This window comes from Pseudomonas sp. AB39(2026) (genome assembly GCF_059831485.1).
Window position 1 is genome coordinate 230,435 of record NZ_CP195212.1, and the last position, 18,940, is coordinate 249,374.

23 protein-coding genes and 1 tRNA gene are annotated in these 18,940 nt (G+C 59.8%); 16 read left to right on the forward strand and 8 right to left on the reverse strand.

Features of this window, described 5'->3' with window-relative positions:
- Nucleotides 1-49 precede the first annotated feature (49 nt).
- Entirely contained in the window at nt 50-949 is a 900-nt protein-coding gene (gene nhaR / locus ACSAMW_RS01000) for a transcriptional activator NhaR (RefSeq protein WP_500592255.1), read from the reverse strand.
- A 106-nt stretch (nt 950-1,055) separates the two neighbouring features.
- Here nhaR and ACSAMW_RS01005 point away from each other — a divergent pair, with 106 nt between their 5' ends.
- Nucleotides 1,056-1,802 (forward strand): TerC family protein, encoded by a 747-nt coding sequence (locus ACSAMW_RS01005; protein WP_500592256.1) that lies wholly within the window; start codon nt 1,056-1,058, stop codon nt 1,800-1,802.
- 34 nt (nt 1,803-1,836) lie between these two features.
- Here ACSAMW_RS01005 and ACSAMW_RS01010 read toward each other — a convergent pair whose 3' ends face one another.
- Complete coding sequence (locus ACSAMW_RS01010) at nt 1,837-2,025, reverse strand: hypothetical protein (protein ID WP_168080629.1); 189 nt, start codon at nt 2,023-2,025, stop codon at nt 1,837-1,839.
- 199 nt (nt 2,026-2,224) lie between these two features.
- Here ACSAMW_RS01010 and ACSAMW_RS01015 point away from each other — a divergent pair, with 199 nt between their 5' ends.
- The gene (locus ACSAMW_RS01015; RefSeq protein WP_500592257.1) at nt 2,225-2,905 is read left to right on the forward strand and encodes a peptidase C39 family protein; all 681 of its coding nucleotides are present in this window, start codon (nt 2,225-2,227) and stop codon (nt 2,903-2,905) included.
- Here the strand turns inward: ACSAMW_RS01015 and ACSAMW_RS01020 are convergent.
- Entirely contained in the window at nt 2,902-4,185 is a 1,284-nt protein-coding gene (locus tag ACSAMW_RS01020) for an NAD(P)/FAD-dependent oxidoreductase (protein ID WP_500592258.1), read from the reverse strand. The two genes, ACSAMW_RS01015 and ACSAMW_RS01020, sit on opposite strands and share 4 nt — an antisense overlap.
- A 184-nt stretch (nt 4,186-4,369) precedes the next feature.
- Between ACSAMW_RS01020 and ACSAMW_RS01025 the strand changes: the two genes are divergently transcribed.
- A tRNA-Val gene (locus tag ACSAMW_RS01025) sits at nt 4,370-4,446 on the forward strand.
- Nucleotides 4,447-4,518: 72 nt separating this feature from the next.
- On the opposite strand, the gene ACSAMW_RS01030 is transcribed toward ACSAMW_RS01025, so the two are convergent.
- A complete protein-coding gene (locus ACSAMW_RS01030) occupies nt 4,519-4,809 on the reverse strand; it encodes a DUF6388 family protein (protein WP_168080633.1) in 291 nt (96 codons plus the stop codon).
- A gap of 141 nt (nt 4,810-4,950) precedes the next feature.
- Between ACSAMW_RS01030 and ACSAMW_RS01035 the strand changes: the two genes are divergently transcribed.
- Entirely contained in the window at nt 4,951-5,514 is a 564-nt protein-coding gene (locus ACSAMW_RS01035) for an SPOR domain-containing protein (RefSeq protein WP_500592259.1), read from the forward strand.
- On the opposite strand, the gene ACSAMW_RS01040 is transcribed toward ACSAMW_RS01035, so the two are convergent.
- The gene (locus tag ACSAMW_RS01040) at nt 5,515-6,216 is read right to left on the reverse strand and encodes an endonuclease (RefSeq protein ID WP_500592260.1); all 702 of its coding nucleotides are present in this window, start codon (nt 6,214-6,216) and stop codon (nt 5,515-5,517) included.
- The gene (locus tag ACSAMW_RS01045) at nt 6,209-6,409 is read right to left on the reverse strand and encodes a DUF1654 domain-containing protein (protein ID WP_500593931.1); all 201 of its coding nucleotides are present in this window, start codon (nt 6,407-6,409) and stop codon (nt 6,209-6,211) included. The genes ACSAMW_RS01040 and ACSAMW_RS01045 overlap by 8 nt, the downstream gene beginning before the upstream one ends.
- 273 nt (nt 6,410-6,682) lie before the next feature.
- Between ACSAMW_RS01045 and ACSAMW_RS01050 the strand changes: the two genes are divergently transcribed.
- The 7 genes from ACSAMW_RS01050 (at nt 6,683) to ACSAMW_RS01080 (ending at nt 13,556) form a co-directional block, all read left to right on the forward strand.
- Nucleotides 6,683-7,630 carry a sugar ABC transporter substrate-binding protein gene (locus tag ACSAMW_RS01050; RefSeq protein WP_168080639.1) on the forward strand — a complete coding sequence of 316 codons (948 nt, stop codon included), beginning with the start codon at nt 6,683-6,685 and terminating at the stop codon, nt 7,628-7,630.
- Nucleotides 7,627-9,165, forward strand: coding sequence for a sugar ABC transporter ATP-binding protein (locus ACSAMW_RS01055; protein ID WP_500592261.1), 1,539 nt, complete (start codon nt 7,627-7,629; stop codon nt 9,163-9,165). The genes ACSAMW_RS01050 and ACSAMW_RS01055 overlap by 4 nt, the downstream gene beginning before the upstream one ends.
- Nucleotides 9,162-10,151 (forward strand): ABC transporter permease, encoded by a 990-nt coding sequence (locus ACSAMW_RS01060; protein WP_500592262.1) that lies wholly within the window; start codon nt 9,162-9,164, stop codon nt 10,149-10,151. Before ACSAMW_RS01055 ends, ACSAMW_RS01060 begins: the two co-directional genes overlap by 4 nt.
- A 1-nt stretch (nt 10,152) precedes the next feature.
- Entirely contained in the window at nt 10,153-11,184 is a 1,032-nt protein-coding gene (locus tag ACSAMW_RS01065) for a LacI family DNA-binding transcriptional regulator (RefSeq protein ID WP_500592263.1), read from the forward strand.
- Nucleotides 11,181-12,122, forward strand: coding sequence for a ribokinase (gene rbsK / locus ACSAMW_RS01070; protein ID WP_500592264.1), 942 nt, complete (start codon nt 11,181-11,183; stop codon nt 12,120-12,122). The genes ACSAMW_RS01065 and rbsK overlap by 4 nt, the downstream gene beginning before the upstream one ends.
- Before the next feature lie 4 nt (nt 12,123-12,126).
- The gene (locus ACSAMW_RS01075) at nt 12,127-13,062 is read left to right on the forward strand and encodes a nucleoside hydrolase (RefSeq protein WP_500592265.1); all 936 of its coding nucleotides are present in this window, start codon (nt 12,127-12,129) and stop codon (nt 13,060-13,062) included.
- A gap of 167 nt (nt 13,063-13,229) precedes the next feature.
- Entirely contained in the window at nt 13,230-13,556 is a 327-nt protein-coding gene (locus tag ACSAMW_RS01080) for an I78 family peptidase inhibitor (RefSeq protein WP_500592266.1), read from the forward strand.
- Nucleotides 13,557-13,653: 97 nt separating this feature from the next.
- On the opposite strand, the gene ACSAMW_RS01085 is transcribed toward ACSAMW_RS01080, so the two are convergent.
- Nucleotides 13,654-13,866, reverse strand: coding sequence for a cold-shock protein (locus ACSAMW_RS01085; protein WP_003234260.1), 213 nt, complete (start codon nt 13,864-13,866; stop codon nt 13,654-13,656).
- 187 nt (nt 13,867-14,053) lie between these two features.
- Complete coding sequence (locus ACSAMW_RS01090) at nt 14,054-14,353, reverse strand: hypothetical protein (RefSeq protein WP_500592267.1); 300 nt, start codon at nt 14,351-14,353, stop codon at nt 14,054-14,056.
- A 341-nt stretch (nt 14,354-14,694) separates the two neighbouring features.
- Between ACSAMW_RS01090 and thrS the strand changes: the two genes are divergently transcribed.
- The 5 genes from thrS to pheS all read left to right on the forward strand — a co-directional run bounded on the left by thrS (nt 14,695) and on the right by pheS (nt 18,937).
- Nucleotides 14,695-16,617 carry a threonine--tRNA ligase gene (thrS, locus tag ACSAMW_RS01095; RefSeq protein ID WP_500592268.1) on the forward strand — a complete coding sequence of 641 codons (1,923 nt, stop codon included), beginning with the start codon at nt 14,695-14,697 and terminating at the stop codon, nt 16,615-16,617.
- Entirely contained in the window at nt 16,617-17,168 is a 552-nt protein-coding gene (gene infC / locus ACSAMW_RS01100; RefSeq protein ID WP_500593932.1) for a translation initiation factor IF-3, read from the forward strand. The genes thrS and infC overlap by 1 nt, the downstream gene beginning before the upstream one ends.
- Before the next feature lie 59 nt (nt 17,169-17,227).
- Complete coding sequence (gene rpmI / locus ACSAMW_RS01105; RefSeq protein WP_009394045.1) at nt 17,228-17,422, forward strand: 50S ribosomal protein L35; 195 nt, start codon at nt 17,228-17,230, stop codon at nt 17,420-17,422.
- Nucleotides 17,423-17,455: 33 nt separating this feature from the next.
- Nucleotides 17,456-17,812 (forward strand): 50S ribosomal protein L20, encoded by a 357-nt coding sequence (gene rplT / locus ACSAMW_RS01110; RefSeq protein ID WP_040262863.1) that lies wholly within the window; start codon nt 17,456-17,458, stop codon nt 17,810-17,812.
- Nucleotides 17,813-17,920: 108 nt separating this feature from the next.
- Entirely contained in the window at nt 17,921-18,937 is a 1,017-nt protein-coding gene (gene pheS / locus ACSAMW_RS01115; protein ID WP_500592269.1) for a phenylalanine--tRNA ligase subunit alpha, read from the forward strand.
- Nucleotides 18,938-18,940 lie beyond the last annotated feature (3 nt).

Genomic DNA, 18,940 nt, shown 5'->3' on the forward strand with positions numbered 1-18,940 from the left:
CTTGGCGAAAAGTGGTGGCGAGAACATAACTAGAGTAGGGCCTGCAGGCCTATTGCTGGAAGAGCCCTTCACGCGCCGCCTCCGCGACGGCCACTGTACCGGGATGGTTTACCCGACGCTCCACCGAGATGGCGTAAAACGCTTCGGTGACGGCATCGGTTTCCCCTAATAGTTGAATGTCGCCTTGGCGTGTAAGGTCACCGGCAATCACTCTAGGCGCTACGAACACGCCGCTGCCTGCCAAGCCAAAGGCCTGCATCAGCGCACTGTCGTCGAACTCCCCTACAATTCGAGTATTTACCCGCGCTTCTTCCAGCCAGCGCAGCAGGCGGCTGCGCACCACGCTCTGAGGGCCTGGAATCAGCAAGGGCATGTGCTCAAGGCAGGCAGGAAAAGCGCCTTTGCAACGCTCAGCCAGTTCAGGCGTCGCGAAAAAGCCGATACCGCATTCCCCCAGTTTTAGCGTGCGGCTTTTGATGTCCAATTGAGGGGGGACCGGGCTGTCGGAAATTACCAGGTCAAGCCGCTGAATGGCTAGGTCGGCCAGCAACCGTTCCAGCTTGTCCTCGCGGCAGCTGAGGCGAAGTGGCGGCGTTTCCAGTGCCATGGTAGGCGCCAGCAGGCGGTAGACGATGGATTTGGGTACAACGTCCGCTACGCCTACCCTGAAGGCCAGCGGCTGCTGCCCAGGCTGGGCGCGGAGCATGGCCTCCAACGCCACGCCAGCCTCGAACATGGGCTCGGCATAGGCCAGTACACGCCGACCGGCCTCGGTCAATTCCAGATGGCGGCCCACCTTCTGAAACAGGGCCATCCCTAAATTGTGCTCCAGCAACGACAACTGACCGCTCACCGTAGGCGCGGTCAGGTTCAATTGCTCACAGGCCCGCGCGATGCTGCCGGTACGCGCGACCATCCAGAAATAGTGCAGTTGACGGTAATTGAGCATGCTGGACACTTCGAGATTAGCGAACTATTAAGCTGGAAAATACGAATTTTTCGAAAGTATAGGCTGGTCTAGACTTCAGGTCATTCACCTTGGCCTGGAGCCACCTATGGACTACTTGATGGACCTGCTTGCCAGCCCCGCCGCTTGGGCGGCGCTGGCCACATTGATTGTGATGGAAGTGGTGCTGGGCATCGATAACCTGATTTTCATTTCGATCCTCACCAACAAGCTGCCTGCCGAGCATCAGACCAAGGCACGACGGCTGGGGATTGGCATGGCGCTGGTCCTGCGGCTTGGGCTGCTCAGCACGGTGGCCTTTATCGTTACCCTGACCGCGCCGGTGTTTGAAGTGGCCGGCCATGGGTTCTCATGGAAAGACATGATTCTGATCGCGGGCGGCTTGTTCCTGCTGTGGAAAGCAACCAGCGAGATTCATCACAGTGTCGATCCGGGAGCCCAGGCTGATGCCAAGATCAGTTCGAAAGTCACCCTAGGGCTGGCGTCGGCCATCGGGCAGATTCTAATGTTGGACCTTGTGTTCTCGATCGACAGTATCATCACGGCAGTCGGCATGACTGAACATCTGCCAATCATGGTGATTGCGGTGGTTGTGGCTGTGTTGGTAATGCTACTGGCGGCAGAGCCTCTGGCGAAGTTCATCAACGCCAACCCAACCGTGGTGATGCTGGCCTTGGGCTTTTTGATCATGATTGGCATGACCCTGATCGCCGAAGGCTTCGGTGCCCATGTACCCAAAGGTTATATCTACACCGCCATGGCATTCTCTGCGGCCATCGAGTGCTTGAACCTCTGGGCGCGCCGCAGGAAGTCTTCTACGCCCCCGTCAGTCTGATCGCACGTTACGCCCCCCTCGGCCGGGGGCGTTTTCAATGGGCCAGGTTAAGGCGGTGTAAAGGGCGAGCCTTATCTTGAGCGCTGGCGTCTGTTTTGCGCCGTGCTGGGGCAGGTGTCGCGGCATGATGGCGGCGCGCAATGCGCAGTACGCCCCATAGCATGGCGGCTGCCACCAGTATCCAGGCCCCTATCATCATCAGTATTGCCGCTGTAAGGCTCATAGGTGGTTCTCCTCAGCATCGCCCACGCACGTATCTGTACGTAAGAGCAGTCTAAAGGCCACTATGTTTCCAAGGCGTGACGAGCGGTTGCGACGTGCCGGTACGCAGTTGGGTTCAGTGTACCGTCTGTACCTTCCAAGTTGAGCCGCCTATGATGCGCCTACGCCAGCACTGGCTGGGTCAGAGTCCGGAAACTACCATGCTGTCAGAAATATTAAACCGCTCAGTAAGGCAGGCTGTGGGCCTGGCGGCAGTACTGGGATTGCTGGCCGGTTGCGCCACCCCACCAGCCCCGCGCATTGGCACCCTGCCAGACCGGGTGGAACTGACCGCTGTACCTTTCTACCAAGGCGATGACGATCACGGGGCGCCCACGGCACTGGCTGCGTTGCTACGGGACCGTGGAATGACCGTCACGCCTGGCCTGGTCGAGCCCTACCTGAAGTTGCCCGCCAGCCCCCCTGGCCTGGATCGCAGCGTTGAAGAGGCCGCTCGCCAGTACGGCTTGGTGGTTTACCCGCTACAGCCGGACTTCCAAGCCTTGCTCACCCAGGTTGCCGCAGGCAACCCGGTGCTGTTGCGCTACCGCGATGGCGCGTTGTGGGGAACGGATCGCTATGCGCTGCTGATCGGCTATGACCGGTTCCGCAGCCATGTACTGCTACGCTCCGGGGCGCAGCGTCGGCTGCTGATACCGTTTTCAGATTTTGTGTCGTCCTGGCGTTCCGCCGGCAACTGGGCGGTGCTGGCCCAACGCCCGGCACACTTGCCCGCCGAGGTAGACCCTGCACGCTGGACCGCCGCCGCAAACCGGTTGGGCCAGGCAGGCCAGGAGGCAGCAGCACAGCGGGCCTTGAGTGCCCTGAGCGCCCGCCCTTAAAAACCTAGCTTATCCCTCAGGCTGTAATACCACGCCCCCAGCGCCGACAAAGGCACGCGCAGGGCCTGGCCGCCCGGGAACGGATAATGGGGCAGGGCGGCGAAGGCATCGAAGCGTTCAGCCTGGCCGCGCAGCGCTTCGGCTAATACCTTGCCGGCCAAGTGCGTATAGGTCACGCCATGGCCACTGCAACCTTGTGAGTAGTAGAGGCTTTCACCGATGCGGCCTACCTGGGGCAGGCGTGACAGGGTAAGCAGGAAATTGCCTGTCCAGGCAAAGTCGATTTTCACGTTTTTCAGCTGTGGGAAGGCCTTGACCAAGTTAGGCCTGATCAAGGCTTCGATGTTGGCTGGGTCCCGCGCGCCGTAGACCACGCCACCGCCGAAGATCAACCGTTTGTCTGCGGTAAGCCGGTAGTAGTCCAGCAGGTAGTTGCAATCCTCTACGCAATAGTCCTGTGGCAACAGGCTGTGGGCCAGTTCGTCACTCAACGGTTCAGTCGCCACCACCTGGGTGCCGCACGGCATGGACTTGGCCGCCAGTTCCGGCACCAGGTTACCCAGGTAGGCATTGCCCGCCACGATCACGAATTTCGCTCTTACCTGGCCTTGCGGGGTATGCACCACGGGGTTCGGGCCGCGGTCGATACGGGTAGCGGGCGTTTGTTCGAACACCTTGCCACCCAGCGACTCGACCGCCGCCGCTTCGCCCAGAGCCAGGTTGAGCGGGTGGATATGGCCGCCGCTCATGTCCAGCAGCCCCCCGATGTAGCGTTCACACGCCACTACCTCACGGATGCGGTCCTGGCCCATCAATTCCAGTTGAGTGTGGCCGTAGCGCTCCCATAAACGCTGCTGGGCTTCCAGGTGACCCATTTGCTTGGAAGTGAGCGCGGCGAATACACCACCGTCTTTCAAGTCGCAATCAATGTTGTACCGCGCTACACGGTCGCGAATGATACGGCCGCCTTCGAAGGCCATCGCGCCTAGCAATTGGGCATGATCACGGCTGACGGTGCGCTCGATGACATCGATGTCGCGGCTGTAGCTGTTCACGATCTGGCCGCCATTTCGGCCTGAAGCGCCAAAACCCACCCTGGCCGCTTCTACCACCACGACCTTGAAGCCTTGCTCCAGCAAATGCAGTGCGCTGGACAGGCCGGTATACCCGGCGCCTATCACGCAGACGTCGGTTTCCAAGGTTTCCTGCAAGTGCGGGCGCGCGGGCGCACCATTGGCTGAGGCAGCATAGTAAGACGGCGGGTAGGCAATATGCGCCATGGCAGCAACCTTTGTTTAATATTCTTGACGATGAAGGATGCTAACTCAAATCGCCTAGGGCTGCTAGCGAACCCATGGGCCAACCTGTGTACGGTCGCAATTGGATTTTCAGCGCCTTTTCAGCAGCTTAGAAGAAATTTCCATTGACATCGCTGGTGTCATGCGTAGAATGCGCCCCCACAGCAGGCACATAGCTCAGTTGGTTAGAGCACCACCTTGACATGGTGGGGGTCGTTGGTTCGAGTCCAATTGTGCCTACCAGCTTCGCCGAAAGGCACGTCAAAAAGGGCGATCCGAAAGGGTCGCCCTTTTTGCTGTCCGCCAGCGGTTTCCCTACAGCTCGTTCAGCGACTTGTAGGCCTCCCAAGGCATGCCTAGTGCTTGCGCCACTTCCCGGTGCACCCCTTCACGCAAGCTGGCCAATTCTTCTGGGCTCTCGGCCGTCAGCTCCAGCACATATTCCCAGGGTTCCAGCCCCTGGCTTTGAGCGGCGTCTTCGAAGGCCCACTGTACTTGCTGCTGTTGCTCACGAGCATCGAGCTGCCGAATCTCCTCGGCAAGCTCGGGGTGGGTAGCCAGGTAGCGGTCGTGGGCCAACTGCTGGCGGGCGTCGATAGGGGGCATAACGGCTCTCTGCAAAGGTGAAAACAGGCTGCCATGATGCCACACGTGCCAGGCCTGGCGCTGCCATCAGCGGGCAGTTGGCCTGCCAAGGCGTGCCCCCGGTGGTAGAATCCCTTCCTACATTTCCAAGAGGCGGTCGGCGTGCGTAAATTGACAGGTGTTGCATTGGTATTGGCCTTGGCGGGTTGCGGCAGCGCGTTGGAAGAGGCGCACAAGGCCGTTTCGGCCCAGCTGGAAAACCCCGGCTCGGCCAAGTACACCAATGTGCATTCAACGCCCAACGGCAACATCTGCGGGCAAGTGAAAGGCAAAGACGCCAGCGGTAATTATGGGGGCTATCAAAGCTATGCAGCCATCAAGACCGAAAACGGCTACCAGGCCGTGATCGACCGGGATGGCCGTAATGTAGTGGTGCGCGCTGCCTGTGGTGCACCGGTGGCGGCACCAGAGGACGCTGCGGCAACAGCTGAGCAGGCGGCCCACGGGTGGGATGTGGTGATTGCCGACAATAACCGCGGCGCGGTCACTGACATGATGTCCCGCCTGGTCGAGCATGGGTTCATGGGCAGCGTGGTCACGCGGGATGGCAAGCCCCGTATTTTCCTCGGCCCTTTCGACAGCCGTGACGAGGCGGTTGCGACCCGGGACAAGCTGATGGCCAGCCAGGGCATTGAATCAGGCGTAGAGCCGCATCCCGCCCCGTGATCAGCTACAGGCCTTGAGGTTGACCGGGCCTACGAATTCATTGCCATGCCCCATCACGCAAGCCACCCGCTGGTTGCGTTGGCGCTCCCAAGGTTGTACCGGGTAGGTCTTGTTCCAGGCCTGGTACAGCTTGATGTCCTGGCTAGACAGCCGAAGCTTGTAGCGTTTGCTCATATACAGGTAGGTGCGTGCGATCATCCCTCGGATAGTAGGGCGGGGCATCACTTTGCGGGCTTTGAAGTCCACTTGGGTAAGGCAACTGCCGTATTGCCCACGCTTCTCTGGCAGCCAGCCGAAACTGAAATTGTTACGGTCGCCGTTTACCTCGCCAATGCTCGGCACCAGGTTGTGCAAGTCGGCTTCGGCTTGCTGGTAGGTCTTGTCGTGCTGGGTGCAGTTCTTGCGGCCGCCTGCTTGCCAGCATTGCAACTGATGGCCGATCTGCCAAGCCGGCACAATGTGCTCCCACTCGATACGCGACGCCCGTGCCAGGTTCTTGCGCGGCACATAGCCACAGCTCTTGAGATCTACCTTGTTGCCCGTGTACTTGCAGCCACAGTAGAACTCCGTCGACTGGGGAGCATACAGCCGCCATCCCGCCTTCTTGGCTTCGGAGAACGTACGGGGCGCTTCGGCGAGTGCCGGCGTGATCGCCAGCAGGCACAGGCCAGCCAGCGCACCGAGTGCGCCTTGCTTAATCATCCGTAGGCACCACCCAGAACAGTTGAATGCCGCCGTCATCCCGCCAGGCAAGGGTGACGTTATCGTTCTCGGCAATTTCGTCGAGCAATTGCTGCCAGTCTTCAGGCGCTTCGTGGGGTTGGCGAAACAGTAGCGCCGAACGCGAGCGCTGCGCCGCTGGCCCATTGATGATTTTTTGAACACGCACCGCCATGCGTTCATACGCCGTGGCTGTTGGAGGGGGTGTGGAACCGGTCACAAGAAAGGCCCTTTTGTGGCTGTATGCGCATACAGTAGTGAGCTGAAGCCTCTTTCGCAAGCCGTTGCGCTTGTTTGCCTACAATGTTCAACCCTTTTTCATACAGATGAATTAACTGGGCATAGCCTGTTGAAGCATTTGACAGCGCGCTGAACCCCTCTCATAGTTGTTGTCGCAAACGTTTGCCTCGTGCAACGGGCACAAATAATCATAAGAAGGACGCCCCACATGAACACCTTGCCATTCCTGCGTACCCTTTCTGTTTCTTTGCTCGCAGCTACCTGGTTGGCTGCAGCGCCGGCCCAGGCGGCCGACAAGCCTAAAGTGGCCCTCGTGATGAAGTCCCTGGCCAACGAGTTCTTCCTCACCATGGAAAACGGGGCCAAGGATTACCAGAAGGAACACGCCGCCGACTTTGATCTCATCTCCAATGGCATCAAGGACGAATCCGACACTGCCGCGCAGATCCGTATCGTTGAGCAGATGATCAATGCCAATGTCAATGCACTGGTGATTGCGCCAGCTGATTCCAAGGCGCTGGTCTCTGTCCTTAAGAAGGCCTCGGACGCGGGCATCAAGGTAGTGAACATCGACAACCAACTGGACCCTGACGTACTCAAGGCCAAGCACCTGGAAGTGCCATTCGTAGGCCCAGACAACCGCGCTGGTGCCAAGAAGGTAGGGGACTACCTGGCAACCAAGTTGCAAGCAGGTGACCAGGTCGGGATTATCGAAGGCGTGCCCACCACCACCAACGCCCAGATGCGCAGTGCCGGCTTCAAGGATGCCATGAGCGCGGCCAGCATGAAGGTGGTGTCGGTGCAGTCGGGCAATTGGGAAATCGATAAAGGCAATGCCGTAGCCACAGCCATGCTGAACGAATACCCGGACATCAAGGCGCTGCTGGCCGGTAACGACAGCATGGCGTTGGGTGCCGTGTCGGCCGTGCGCGCCGCAGGCAAGGCGGGCAAGGTGTATGTGGTGGGGTATGACAACATCAAGGCCATCGCCCCCATGCTCAAGGACGGTCGCGTGTTGGCCACGGCTGACCAATACGCTGCCCGCCAAGCGGTATTCGGTATTGAAGAAGCCCTGCGCCGCGTGAAAGGCGAGCAAAGCGATGCCGGCGGCAACGTGCAGACCCCGGTCGACCTGGTTACCCAGGCGGCGCAATGAGCGCGGTAGCCCCTGTATTACGCCTGGAAGGTATCGGCAAAACCTACACCCAGCCTGTGCTGGGTGGGGTAGACCTGGACCTGAACCCTGGGGAAGTGCTGGCCTTGACCGGGGAAAACGGCGCTGGCAAAAGCACCCTGTCGCGGATTATTGCAGGCCTGGAAACGCCCACCACCGGCCATATGCGTTTCATGGGGCAGCCGTGGGCACCGGGTAGCCGCCGGGACGCCGAACGCCAGGGCGTGCGAATGGTATTGCAAGAGCTGAACCTGCTCCCCACCCTGACCATTGCCGAGAACCTGTTCCTGGAACAGTTGCCACGGCGCTTCGGTTGGGTGGATCGCGCACGCTTGCGCGCGGACGCCACCCAAGCCATGGCCCGGGTGGGCCTGGAAGGGCTGGACCCGGACACACCCGTTTCGGAGCTGGGTATCGGCCATCAACAGATGGTGGAAATAGCGCGAAACCTGATTGGCGACTGCCGCCTGCTGATCCTTGACGAGCCCACGGCCATGCTGACTGCGCGGGAAGTGGAGCTGCTGTTCACGCAGGTTGAACGGCTCAAGGCAGCCGGTGTGGCGCTGGTGTACATCTCCCATCGGCTGGAAGAAATCGCCCGGATCGCGCAGCGTGTGGCCGTGCTGCGTGATGGTCGGCTGGTCAAGGTTGCGCGTACCGAAGAGGTCAGCGAAGCCGAAGTGGTCAACCTGATGGTGGGGCGTGAGCTGGGCGAGCGCATCGACCTGGGTAAGCGCCACATCGGCGCACCTTTGCTAAAAGTGGAAGGCCTGGGCCGTGGCCACAAGGTGCGAGACGTCAGCTTCGAGGTGCGCGCCGGCGAAATTTTCGGCATCTCCGGGTTGATTGGCGCCGGGCGTACGGAATTGCTGCGGCTCATCTTTGCAGCAGACCAGGCTGACACCGGCCGTGTCTGCCTGGGGACGCCACCACAGCCTTTGAAACTAGGTTCGCCTGCTGAAGCGGTGCGCCAGGGCATCGCCCTGATCAGTGAAGATCGCAAGGGCGAAGGCCTGTTGCTTCAGCAGCCTATCAGCGCCAACCTGGCCCTGGGCAACATGGACCAGGTGGCCTCTGTTGGCTGGATGAGCAGCGGCCGCGAGCATGCCTTGGCATGTCGGCAGATCGATGCCATGCGCATTCGTAGTGCGGGGCCGAGCCAGCCCGTTGGGGAACTGTCCGGCGGCAATCAGCAAAAGGTGGTCATTGGCCGGTGGCTGGAACGCGATTGTACCGTTTTGCTGTTTGACGAACCCACGCGGGGCATCGATGTGGGCGCCAAGTTCGACATCTACCGGTTGCTGGGCGACCTCACGCGGCAAGGCAAGGCGCTGGTGGTGGTGTCCAGCGACCTGCGCGAACTCATGCTGCTGTGCGACCGTATCGGAGTGATGTGTGAAGGTGCGCTCAATGGCGTCTTCGAGCGCGCTGACTGGACCCAGGAACATTTGCTTGCTGCGGCGCTGCCCGGCAACCGTCACTATCGCGCCCCGGCTGGGGCTAGAGAACCCTTATGAAAACAACCCTTTCTGCCGCGTCTCAACCACGCGGCTTTCGCCATGCGCCTGCGGCATTGCGTACCTACCTTGGCCTGGGCGGTGCGCTGCTGGCCTTGGTGGTATTGTTCTCGTGCCTGAGCAGCCATTTCCTGTCCTACAACACCTTCAGCATGCTGGCCAACCAGATTCCCGACCTGATGGTACTGTCGGTGGGCATGACCTTTATCCTGATCATCGGCGGCATCGACCTCTCCGTGGGGTCGGTACTGGCACTGGCCGCGTCGGCTGTCAGTGTGGCCATGCTGGGGTGGGGGTGGGGGGCAGTGCCATCCGCTGCACTGGGCCTGGCCTGCGCAACCCTGGCCGGCACCGTCACCGGCGCGGTCACCGTGGCATGGCGTATCCCGTCGTTTATCGTGTCGTTGGGCGTGCTGGAAATGGCACGTGGCGCGGCGTACCAACTCACCGATTCCCGCACAGCCTACATTGGCGACGCCTATAGCAGCCTGTCCGAGCCACTGCTGTGGGGTATTTCCCCCTCGTTCCTGATTGCGCTTGCCGTTGTGGCGGCTGCGCAACTGGTGCTCAGCCGCAGCGTGTTTGGCCGCTACCTTGTAGGTATTGGTACGAACGAGGAAGCGGTGCGCCTGGTAGGGGTGGACCCGCGGCCTTACAAGGTACTCGTGTTCTCCCTCATGGGCTTGCTGGCAGGGCTGGCGGCGTTGTTCCAGGTGTCTCGCCTGGAGGCTGCAGACCCTAATGCGGGCGCTGGCCTGGAGCTGCAAGTGATCGCGGCGGTGGTGATCGGTGGCACCAGCCTGATGGGTGGGCGTGGCTCAGTGGTCAGCACGTTGTTCGGAGTCTTGATCATTTCCGTACTGGCTGCCGGCCTGGCCCAGATCGGTGCCAGCGAGCCCACCAAGCGCCTGATCACCGGCGCGGTGATTGTGCTGGCGGTGATTCTGGACACCTACCGAAGCCGTCGCGCTCGGCAACGCGGCTGACATGGCTACGATCAAGGACGTCGCAGCGTTGGCTGGCATTTCCTACACCACTGTGTCCCATGTGGTGAACAATTCACGGCCGGTCAGTGATGCGGTAAGGGCCAAGGTCGAAGCGGCAATTGTGCAGCTGGCCTATGTGCCCAGTGGCGTGGCGCGTTCTCTCAAGGCGCGCACCACGGCCACCATCGGGTTGGTGCTGCCCAACAACAGCAACCCGTACTTTGCGGAGCTGGCCAGGGGGATCGAAGATGCCTGTGAGCGCAATGGCTATTGCGTGATCCTGTGCAATTCGGATGATGACCCGCTAAAGCAGCGAAACTACCTGAGAATGCTCCAGGAAAAACGCATCGATGGCCTGGTTTTGGCCGCTGTGGATGACGCCAGCCCTGGGGGTGAATGGCATAACCTGACAACGCCGCTGGTGGTCGTGGACCGGGAAATCACCGGTGTCGCCGCCGATGTGGTGTGTATTGACCATACGGCTGGGGCGTACATGGCCACTCGGCATTTGATCGAGCTTGGGCATCGTCGGCTGGCCTGCGTGAATGGGCCCGCCAATGCGTCAGTGGCCCGGTTGCGGCAAGCAGGTTTTGACCGCGCCGTGGCCGAAGCGGGCCTTGAGGTACCCGCCCGCTGGCGCATAGAGAGCGATTTTACAGCCGAAGGCGGCTATCAGGCTGGCCTTGCCTTGCTAGAGGAAGTACCGCCCACTGCGGTGTTCGCTGCCAACGATATGCTGGGCATGGGCCTGTTGCGGGCGGCGGCAGAGCAGGGCGTACGTGTACCACAGGCGCTGTCGGTGATCGGTTTCGATGACATACACATGTGCCGGTACGTGTACCCGGCGCTTACCACGGTAGGCCAATCCATCCTGGCATTGGGGGAGTTGGCTGCCGAGCACTTGCTGCATCGCATTCAGGGGCGGGCCACAGGCAGGCCACAGCGCCATGTGGTTGCGCCCCGTATTGTCTTACGCGAATCCACAGCGGCGAGAACGCCGATGGACGCTGAACAGGATGACGTATCGTTATGAGCCTTGATGAATCAACCCCAGCCGTTGCTAGGGTCGTTGTAGTGGGTAGTTTGAATATGGACCTGGTGGTGCGGGCTCAACAGCTCCCGCAGCCCGGCCAAACCTTGGCAGCGTCCCATTTCGCCACGGCATCCGGCGGCAAGGGCGCCAACCAGGCCGTTGCTGCTGCGCGATCGGGTGCGCAGGTGAGCATGATCGGCTGTGTGGGCGATGATGCCAATGGCCGGGCGTTGCGCCAGGCCCTGCTGGATGACGGTATCGACTGCGACGGTGTAATCACAGATGCGCAGGCCCCCACAGGCGTTGCGTTGATCACAGTGGACAGCTCAGGGCAAAACACCATCATGATCGTTGCAGGCGCCAATGGCTGCCTGAGTGCCGAACAGGTGGATGCCATGGAAGCGGTCCTGCAGGCCGCCAGCGTGGTGGTATGCCAGCTGGAAATCCCGGAGGCAGTGGTAGGGCATACCCTGGCCAGGGCGCGTGCCCTGGGAAAAATCGTGATACTCAACCCGGCACCTGCCACAGGCCCGCTGCCCGCGCAGTGGCTACCTTGGATTGACTACCTGGTGCCCAACGAAAGCGAGGCGCAGTTGTTGTCTGGTGTGCCGGTAACAGGCCGACAGGGCGCGGAAGCCGCCGCCAAGGTCTTGTTGCAGCGCGGTGCCGGCAAGGTGCTCTTGACCTTGGGCGCTGCGGGCGCACTGTTGGCCGGGCCTGAAGGGATACAAGACTTTCCTGCCTTCAAGGTCCAGGCGGTAGACGCCACAGCGGCAGGTGATACCTTCACAGGGGCCTTTGCAGCCTCGCTCGCGCAAGGCTGCGCAGAAGTGGAAGCCATCCGCTTCGCCCAGCAGGCTGCAGCGCTGTCCGTCACACAAGAAGGCGCGCAACCCTCCATTCCTCATCGCCAGCACGTGCTGGCCTGGCCTTGGTAACCCTATGCTTGACCTGATTATCGATACCGACCCGGGCGTGGACGACGTCGTGGCGTTGCTCCTCGCCATGGCGAATCCTGAGCGCCTGAATCTGCTGGCCATTACCACCGTGGCAGGCAATGTGCCACTGGCCAAGACCACGCGCAATGCCTGCCTGGCACGGGAATGGGCACGCCGCGGTGACGTGCCTGTCTATGCAGGGGCAGACCGTCCCTTGGTGCGTACGCCCCTGTATGCCGAGCACGTTCACGGAAGCGAAGGCTTGCCCCAGGGCGTTGTGCACACGCCTGCCGAAGGCGCGGCCAGCGAGCATGCGGTGGATTACCTGGTGCGCACCTTGGAGGCTGCTGCGCCTGGGAGCATCACGCTCGCCATGCTAGGGCCACAGACTAACCTTGCCCTGGCCTTGCGACAGTCGCCGGCGGCAGCCCGTGGGCTGAAACAGGTCGTGATCATGGGCGGTGCCTGGTTCAACCCGGGTAATATCACACCTCTGGCTGAATTCAATCTATTCGCCGATCCCCATGCGGCGGCTGAAGTCTTGGCCAGTGGCCTCCCACTGGTCTACATCCCGCTGGACGTGACCCATAAGGTGCTGACCAGCCACGATCGCCTGGCGGAGATTCGCGCGTTGGGTACTCGGGCAGGAGAGCGGGTGGCTGATGTTGTGGCCTCCTACATCAGCCATGACATGCAGCGGTACGGGCTGCCCGGCGGCCCCGTGCATGACGCTAACGTTATTGCATGGCTGCTCAACCCTGCCATTTATCAAGGCCGTGCGGCCAACATGGCCGTGGTGTGCGAAGAGGGAGACGCGTTCGGGCAAACACAGCCCTTGGAGGCAGGCGCCTCAGCCGAGGGGCAAGTGAACTGGATAATCGATGCAGACAGTGAAGGCTTTTTCGCCTTGCTGAAGGCGAGCCTTGTCAGGCTGCCCTGAGTTCAAGCGCTGTATGGAGCACGCCCGCCACTGCGGACCCCTCCTGCGAAATATCCTGTGACCTTTTTCCAGGTCGCCTGCCTCAGCCAACAGGCACACTGCGCGTGCAACCTCTCAGGTTGCCAACGGTCGCAGGTGGGCATTGTTTTAAAAAATGAGGAGGCTTCATGGGTTTGGGTAAAGGTGGGCTGGCGTTTCTGGCCGCAGCGGCATTGAGTGCTTGCGCCACGTCAGAGCATAAGGCACCACAGGCTGATGCCGCAGGCGTAGCTGGGCCATCAGTGGAAATGGGGCGCTGCGACTCGCAAGCCGCGCAGTTTGCCGTCGGCCAGCAGGCTTCCCAGGCATTGCTGGAACAGGCCAGGGTGAAGTCCGGGTCGCTGATGGCACGGGTGCTTGGCCCGCACGATGCAGTAACCATGGACTACCGTTCGGAACGTCTGAACCTTAATGCAGACGAAACGGGCAAGATCGTTCGTGCCACCTGCGGCTGATCGCTAGCCTGTTTCAAGGCAAAGAAAAAGCCCGCCAGGTCGACCGCATCATGCGGCTTCCCAGGCGGGCTCTTTCGGCACTGTAGGCGGCGGAGTCTTACTCGCCACGAACCTGCGCGGCCTGCATCCCTTTCTGGCCTTTCTCAGCCACGAAAGAAACGGTCTGGCCTTCTTTCAGGCTTTTGAAACCATCAGATTCGATCGCTTTGAAGTGAACGAACAGGTCATCGCCACCGCCCTGGGGGGTGATGAAGCCGAAGCCCTTCTCATCGTTGAACCATTTGACGGTGCCGGTTTGGCGATTGGACATGGGGTGTATCTCCAGGAAACATAAGTATCTAGTACGGGTACCGTTCAACCGAACGGGTACGGAGCCATCATAGACACAATCTGAGGTTTGGTAACCCCGTAGACGTTAAAAAAGCTGAGATTTTCCTAAAACCCATCGTTTTTCTGCTTGGGCGGCGACTCTTTGACGCCGGTTGGCCACATGGATATCAGGATTTGGCCTTGCAAACGGCCACTTCCTGCTGCAGGCGGTCACGCAACGCAACCGTGGGCGGTGGGGCCTTGCTCATGAGTTGCTGGATTTCCGCTGTGCTGAATTTTTTGTCGATCACTTGGGCGCCGCACTCGCAGTGAGCCGTCGCTTTTTCCTTGCTCACGGTCTGCGTAGCTGTGGCGACGCAGTCGCTCATGTACTGCTGGCGCGCACCCTCAGGCCATGCAGCCTGCGCCGCTAGCGGCACCAGCATTGCCAGTGGAAGGGTCATGGTCAGTAATGGAAGAACGCGCATGGGGGACTCCTGGATGGGCAGGTGAAACGTTGAACGGGTGAAAAACCGCCAAGCGGTATGCCTTTTCGAGGCGAGCAGCCTGCTCAAGTTCAGCCTGAATGCAGGTCATGAACGGCAGGCCTTCCAGCAGGTGACGAATCTCCCAGGCCTGGTTATCAATCATGCTAGGATAAGCGCCCGCTCAAGAAGGCGGTTTTTGTTCATTTCCAGTCACTCCGGTTCGGTTCCTGGTTGGCCATTGGCTCCTGCCACTGTGAGGCAGGCATACCACCGAATCCTGTACTGGCTCATCCCAACCCACGTGACCTTTGGTAGGGGTCACCACTAGGAGAGGAGGCGCCATGCCCACTATTACTCTTCCTGACGGCAGTCAACGTTCGTTCGATCACCCGGTATCCGTGTCAGACGTGGCCGCATCCATCGGCGCAGGCCTTGCCAAGGCAACGGTCGCTGGCAAGGTGGATGGCACGCTTGTGGATGCCAGTGATGTCATTCGAAACGATGCCAGGCTCCAGATCATCACCCCCAAGGACGAAGAGGGGCTGGAAATCATCCGTCACTCCTGCGCTCACTTGGTGGGTCATGCCGTCAAGCAGCTGTATCCCACTGCAAAGATGGTGATCGGCCCGGTTATCGAAGAAGGGTTTTATTACGATATTGCCTACGAACGACCTTTCACGCCGGATGACATGGCGGCGATCGAAGCGCGCATGCGTGAGTTGATCGACACCGAATATGACGTCATCAAGAAGATGACCCCGCGTGCCGAAGTAATCGAGGTGTTCAAGGCCCGTGGCGAAGACTACAAGCTGCGCCTTGTAGAGGACATGCCGGAAGAAACCGCCATGGGGCTGTACTACCACGAAGAGTACGTGGACATGTGCCGTGGCCCTCACGTGCCCAACACCCGTTTCCTCAAGTCTTTCAAGCTCACCAAGCTGTCCGGGGCCTACTGGCGCGGCGATGCGAAAAACGAGCAACTGCAGCGCGTGTACGGTACCGCCTGGGCCGACAAGAAGCAGCTCGCTGCCTACATCCAGCGTATTGAAGAAGCCGAGAAACGCGACCATCGCCGTATCGGCAAGCAGCTAGACCTCTTCCACCTTCAGGAAGAAGCGCCGGGGATGGTCTTCTGGCACCCCAATGGGTGGACCATCTATCAGGTGCTTGAGCAGTACATGCGCCAGGTTCAACGCGAAAACAACTATGTGGAGGTGAAAACCCCACAGGTGGTGGATCGCGTGCTGTGGGAGCGCTCTGGGCATTGGTCCAACTATGCCGAGAACATGTTCACCACGTCCTCGGAAAATCGCGACTACGCCGTCAAGCCCATGAACTGCCCGTGCCACGTGCAGATCTTCAACCAGGGCTTGAAGTCCTACCGCGACTTGCCATTGCGCATGGCGGAGTTTGGTTCGTGCCACCGCAACGAACCCTCCGGCGCTTTGCACGGCATCATGCGCGTGCGTGGTTTTACCCAAGACGATGCGCACATCTTCTGCACGGAAGAGCAGGTAAAGCGTGAAGCGGCCGATTTCATCAGGCTTACCCTCAAGGTTTACGAGGACTTCGGTTTCTCCGATGTGACCATGAAGCTCTCCACTCGCCCGGCCAAGCGGGTAGGTTCCGAGGAGCTGTGGGACCGCGCTGAAACAGCCCTGGCCGACGCATTGAATGAATCGGGCCTGGAGTGGGAATACCTGCCGGGCGAAGGGGCGTTCTATGGGCCGAAAATCGAGTTTACGCTCAAGGATTGCCTGGGGCGGAGCTGGCAGTGCGGCACCTTGCAGTACGACCCCAACCTGCCGGATCGCCTGGACGCGAACTACATTGCCGAAGACAATGGCCGCAAGCGCCCGGTGATGCTGCACCGTGCCATCCTCGGCTCGTTCGAGCGTTTCATCGGTATGCTGATCGAGCACTACGCCGGTGTATTCCCAGCCTGGCTGGCGCCTACCCAGGCTGTGATCATGAATATCACCGACAACCAGGCCGAATTTGCCCGGGAAGTTGAAGGAATTCTTGTCAATAGCGGGTTCCGTGCCAAGTCGGACTTGAGAAACGAGAAAATTGGCTTTAAAATCCGTGAGCATACTCTGCTCAAGGTACCGTTCATGCTTGTCATCGGGGACCGTGAAGTAGAGACGCGAACTGTCGCCGTGCGCACACGTGAAGGTACCGATCTTGGCTCCATGCCGGTCGAGGACTTCCAGAAGCACCTTGCGCAGGCGGTTTCCCGGCGTGGTCGCCAAGATTTGGAGTAATCATTATTAAGCGTGAAATGAGACAGGATAAACGAACTGCGCCCAAGGCACCGATCAACGAGAATATCACGGCCCGTGAGGTCCGGTTAATCGGTGCTGACGGCGATCAGCTTGGCATCGTCTCGATTGATGAAGCGCTTCGTATCGCTGAAGAAGCGAAGCTGGACCTGGTAGAGATCTCTGCAGACGCGCAACCGCCTGTCTGCAAGGTCATGGACTACGGCAAGCACCTCTTCGAGAAGAAGAAGCAGGCCAACGAAGCCAAGAAGAACCAGAAGCAGATCCAGATCAAAGAAATCAAGTTTCGTCCAGGGACGGAAGAAGGGGATTACCAGGTAAAACTGCGCAACCTGGTACGTTTCCTGAGTGATGGGGACAAGGCCAAAATCTCGTTGAGGTTCCGTGGTCGTGAGATGGCCCACCAGGAGCTGGGCATGGAGCTGTTGAAGCGGGTTGAAGCTGACCTTGCCGAATACGGCGCCGTTGAACAGCAGCCTAAGATGGAGGGACGCCAGCTGTTGATGGTCATCGCCCCCAAACGCAAGAAGTAACCTCCAGGGCACGGCAGGCCTTGTGGTTATGTTAATTCATTGAATGCGGAGTACCGAACATGCCAAAGATGAAAACCAAAAGTGGCGCCGCGAAGCGTTTCCTGAAAACCGCTTCCGGCTTCAAACACAAACACGCTTTCAAGAGCCACATCCTGACCAAGATGTCCACCAAGCGTAAGCGTCAACTGCGTGGTAGCAGCCTGCTGCACCCGTCTGACGTTGCAAAAGTGGAGCGCATGCTGCGCGTTCGTTGATTCCGTTTCGGTCAAAGATAGAGGATATAACTCATGGCTCGTGTTAAGCGTGGCGTCATTGCCCGTAAGCGTCACAAGAAAATTCTGAAACTTGCCAAAGGCTACTACGGTGCACGCTCGCGCGTCTTCCGTGTTGCCAAGCAAGCCGTCATCAAGGCTGGTCAGTACGCCTACCGAGATCGTCGTCAGAAGAAGCGTCAGTTCCGCGCTCTGTGGATTGCCCGTATCAATGCTGGTGCTCGTACCAACGGCCTGTCCTACAGCCGTTTGATCGCTGGCCTGAAAAAGGCTGCCATCGAGATCGACCGTAAGGTACTGGCTGATCTGGCAGTGAACGAGAAAGCAGCGTTTGCTGCCATTGTCGAGAAGGCTAAAGCCTCACTGGCTTGAGTACCCCCGGCAATCACCGCTGCTGGTTACGGCTGGTAGCGGTGTAGAACGTTTTTAAATAGGGGAAGGGCCTGCGCTCTTCCCCTATTTTGTATCTGGAGCCTGTACATGGAAAACCTGGATGCGCTGGTCAGCCAAGCTTTGGAGGCCGTGCACAATGCGCAAGACATCAACGCCCTGGAGCAGATCCGGGTTAATTACCTTGGCAAGAAAGGCGAACTGACCCAGGTGATGAAAACCCTGGGCAACCTGCCGGCCGAGGAACGGCCAAAGGTCGGCGCGCTGGTCAACGAAGCCAAGGAGCGTGTGAGCGATGTGCTCAATGGCCGTATGGCAGCCTTTGAGGCGGCCGCCCTTGATGCGCAATTGGCTGCAGAGCAAATTGACGTCACCTTGCCAGGGCGTGGCCAGGCCAGTGGCGGGCTTCATCCTATCACCCGTACGCTCGAACGCATCGAGCAGTTCTTCACGCACATTGGCTACGGCATCGCCGAAGGGCCTGAAGTCGAAGACGATTATCACAACTTCGAGGCGTTAAACATTCCGGGTCATCACCCGGCCCGTGCCATGCACGACACCTTCTATTTCAATGCCAACATGCTGCTGCGTACCCACACGTCCCCTGTTCAGGTGCGGACTATGGAAGCTACGCAGCCGCCCATTCGCATTGTCTGCCCTGGTCGTGTTTACCGCTGCGACTCGGACCTGACCCATTCCCCGATGTTTCATCAGGTGGAAGGGCTGCTGATCGACCGCGACATCAACTTCGCGGACCTCAAGGGCACCATTGAAGAGTTTCTTCGTGTGTTCTTCGAAAAAGAGCTGGCGGTGCGGTTCCGCCCATCGTTCTTCCCCTTCACCGAACCGTCTGCAGAAGTGGACATCCAGTGTGTGATCTGCAGCGGCCGTGGCTGCCGCGTATGCAAGCAGACCGGCTGGCTGGAAGTGATGGGGTGCGGCATGGTTCACCCGAACGTGCTGCGTATGTCCGGCATCGACCCTGAGGAATTCTCCGGTTTTGCCTTTGGCATGGGTGCCGAGCGCCTGGCCATGCTGCGGTATGGTGTGAATGACCTGCGCTTGTTCTTCGACAATGACTTGCGATTCCTCGCGCAATTTCGCTAGCCA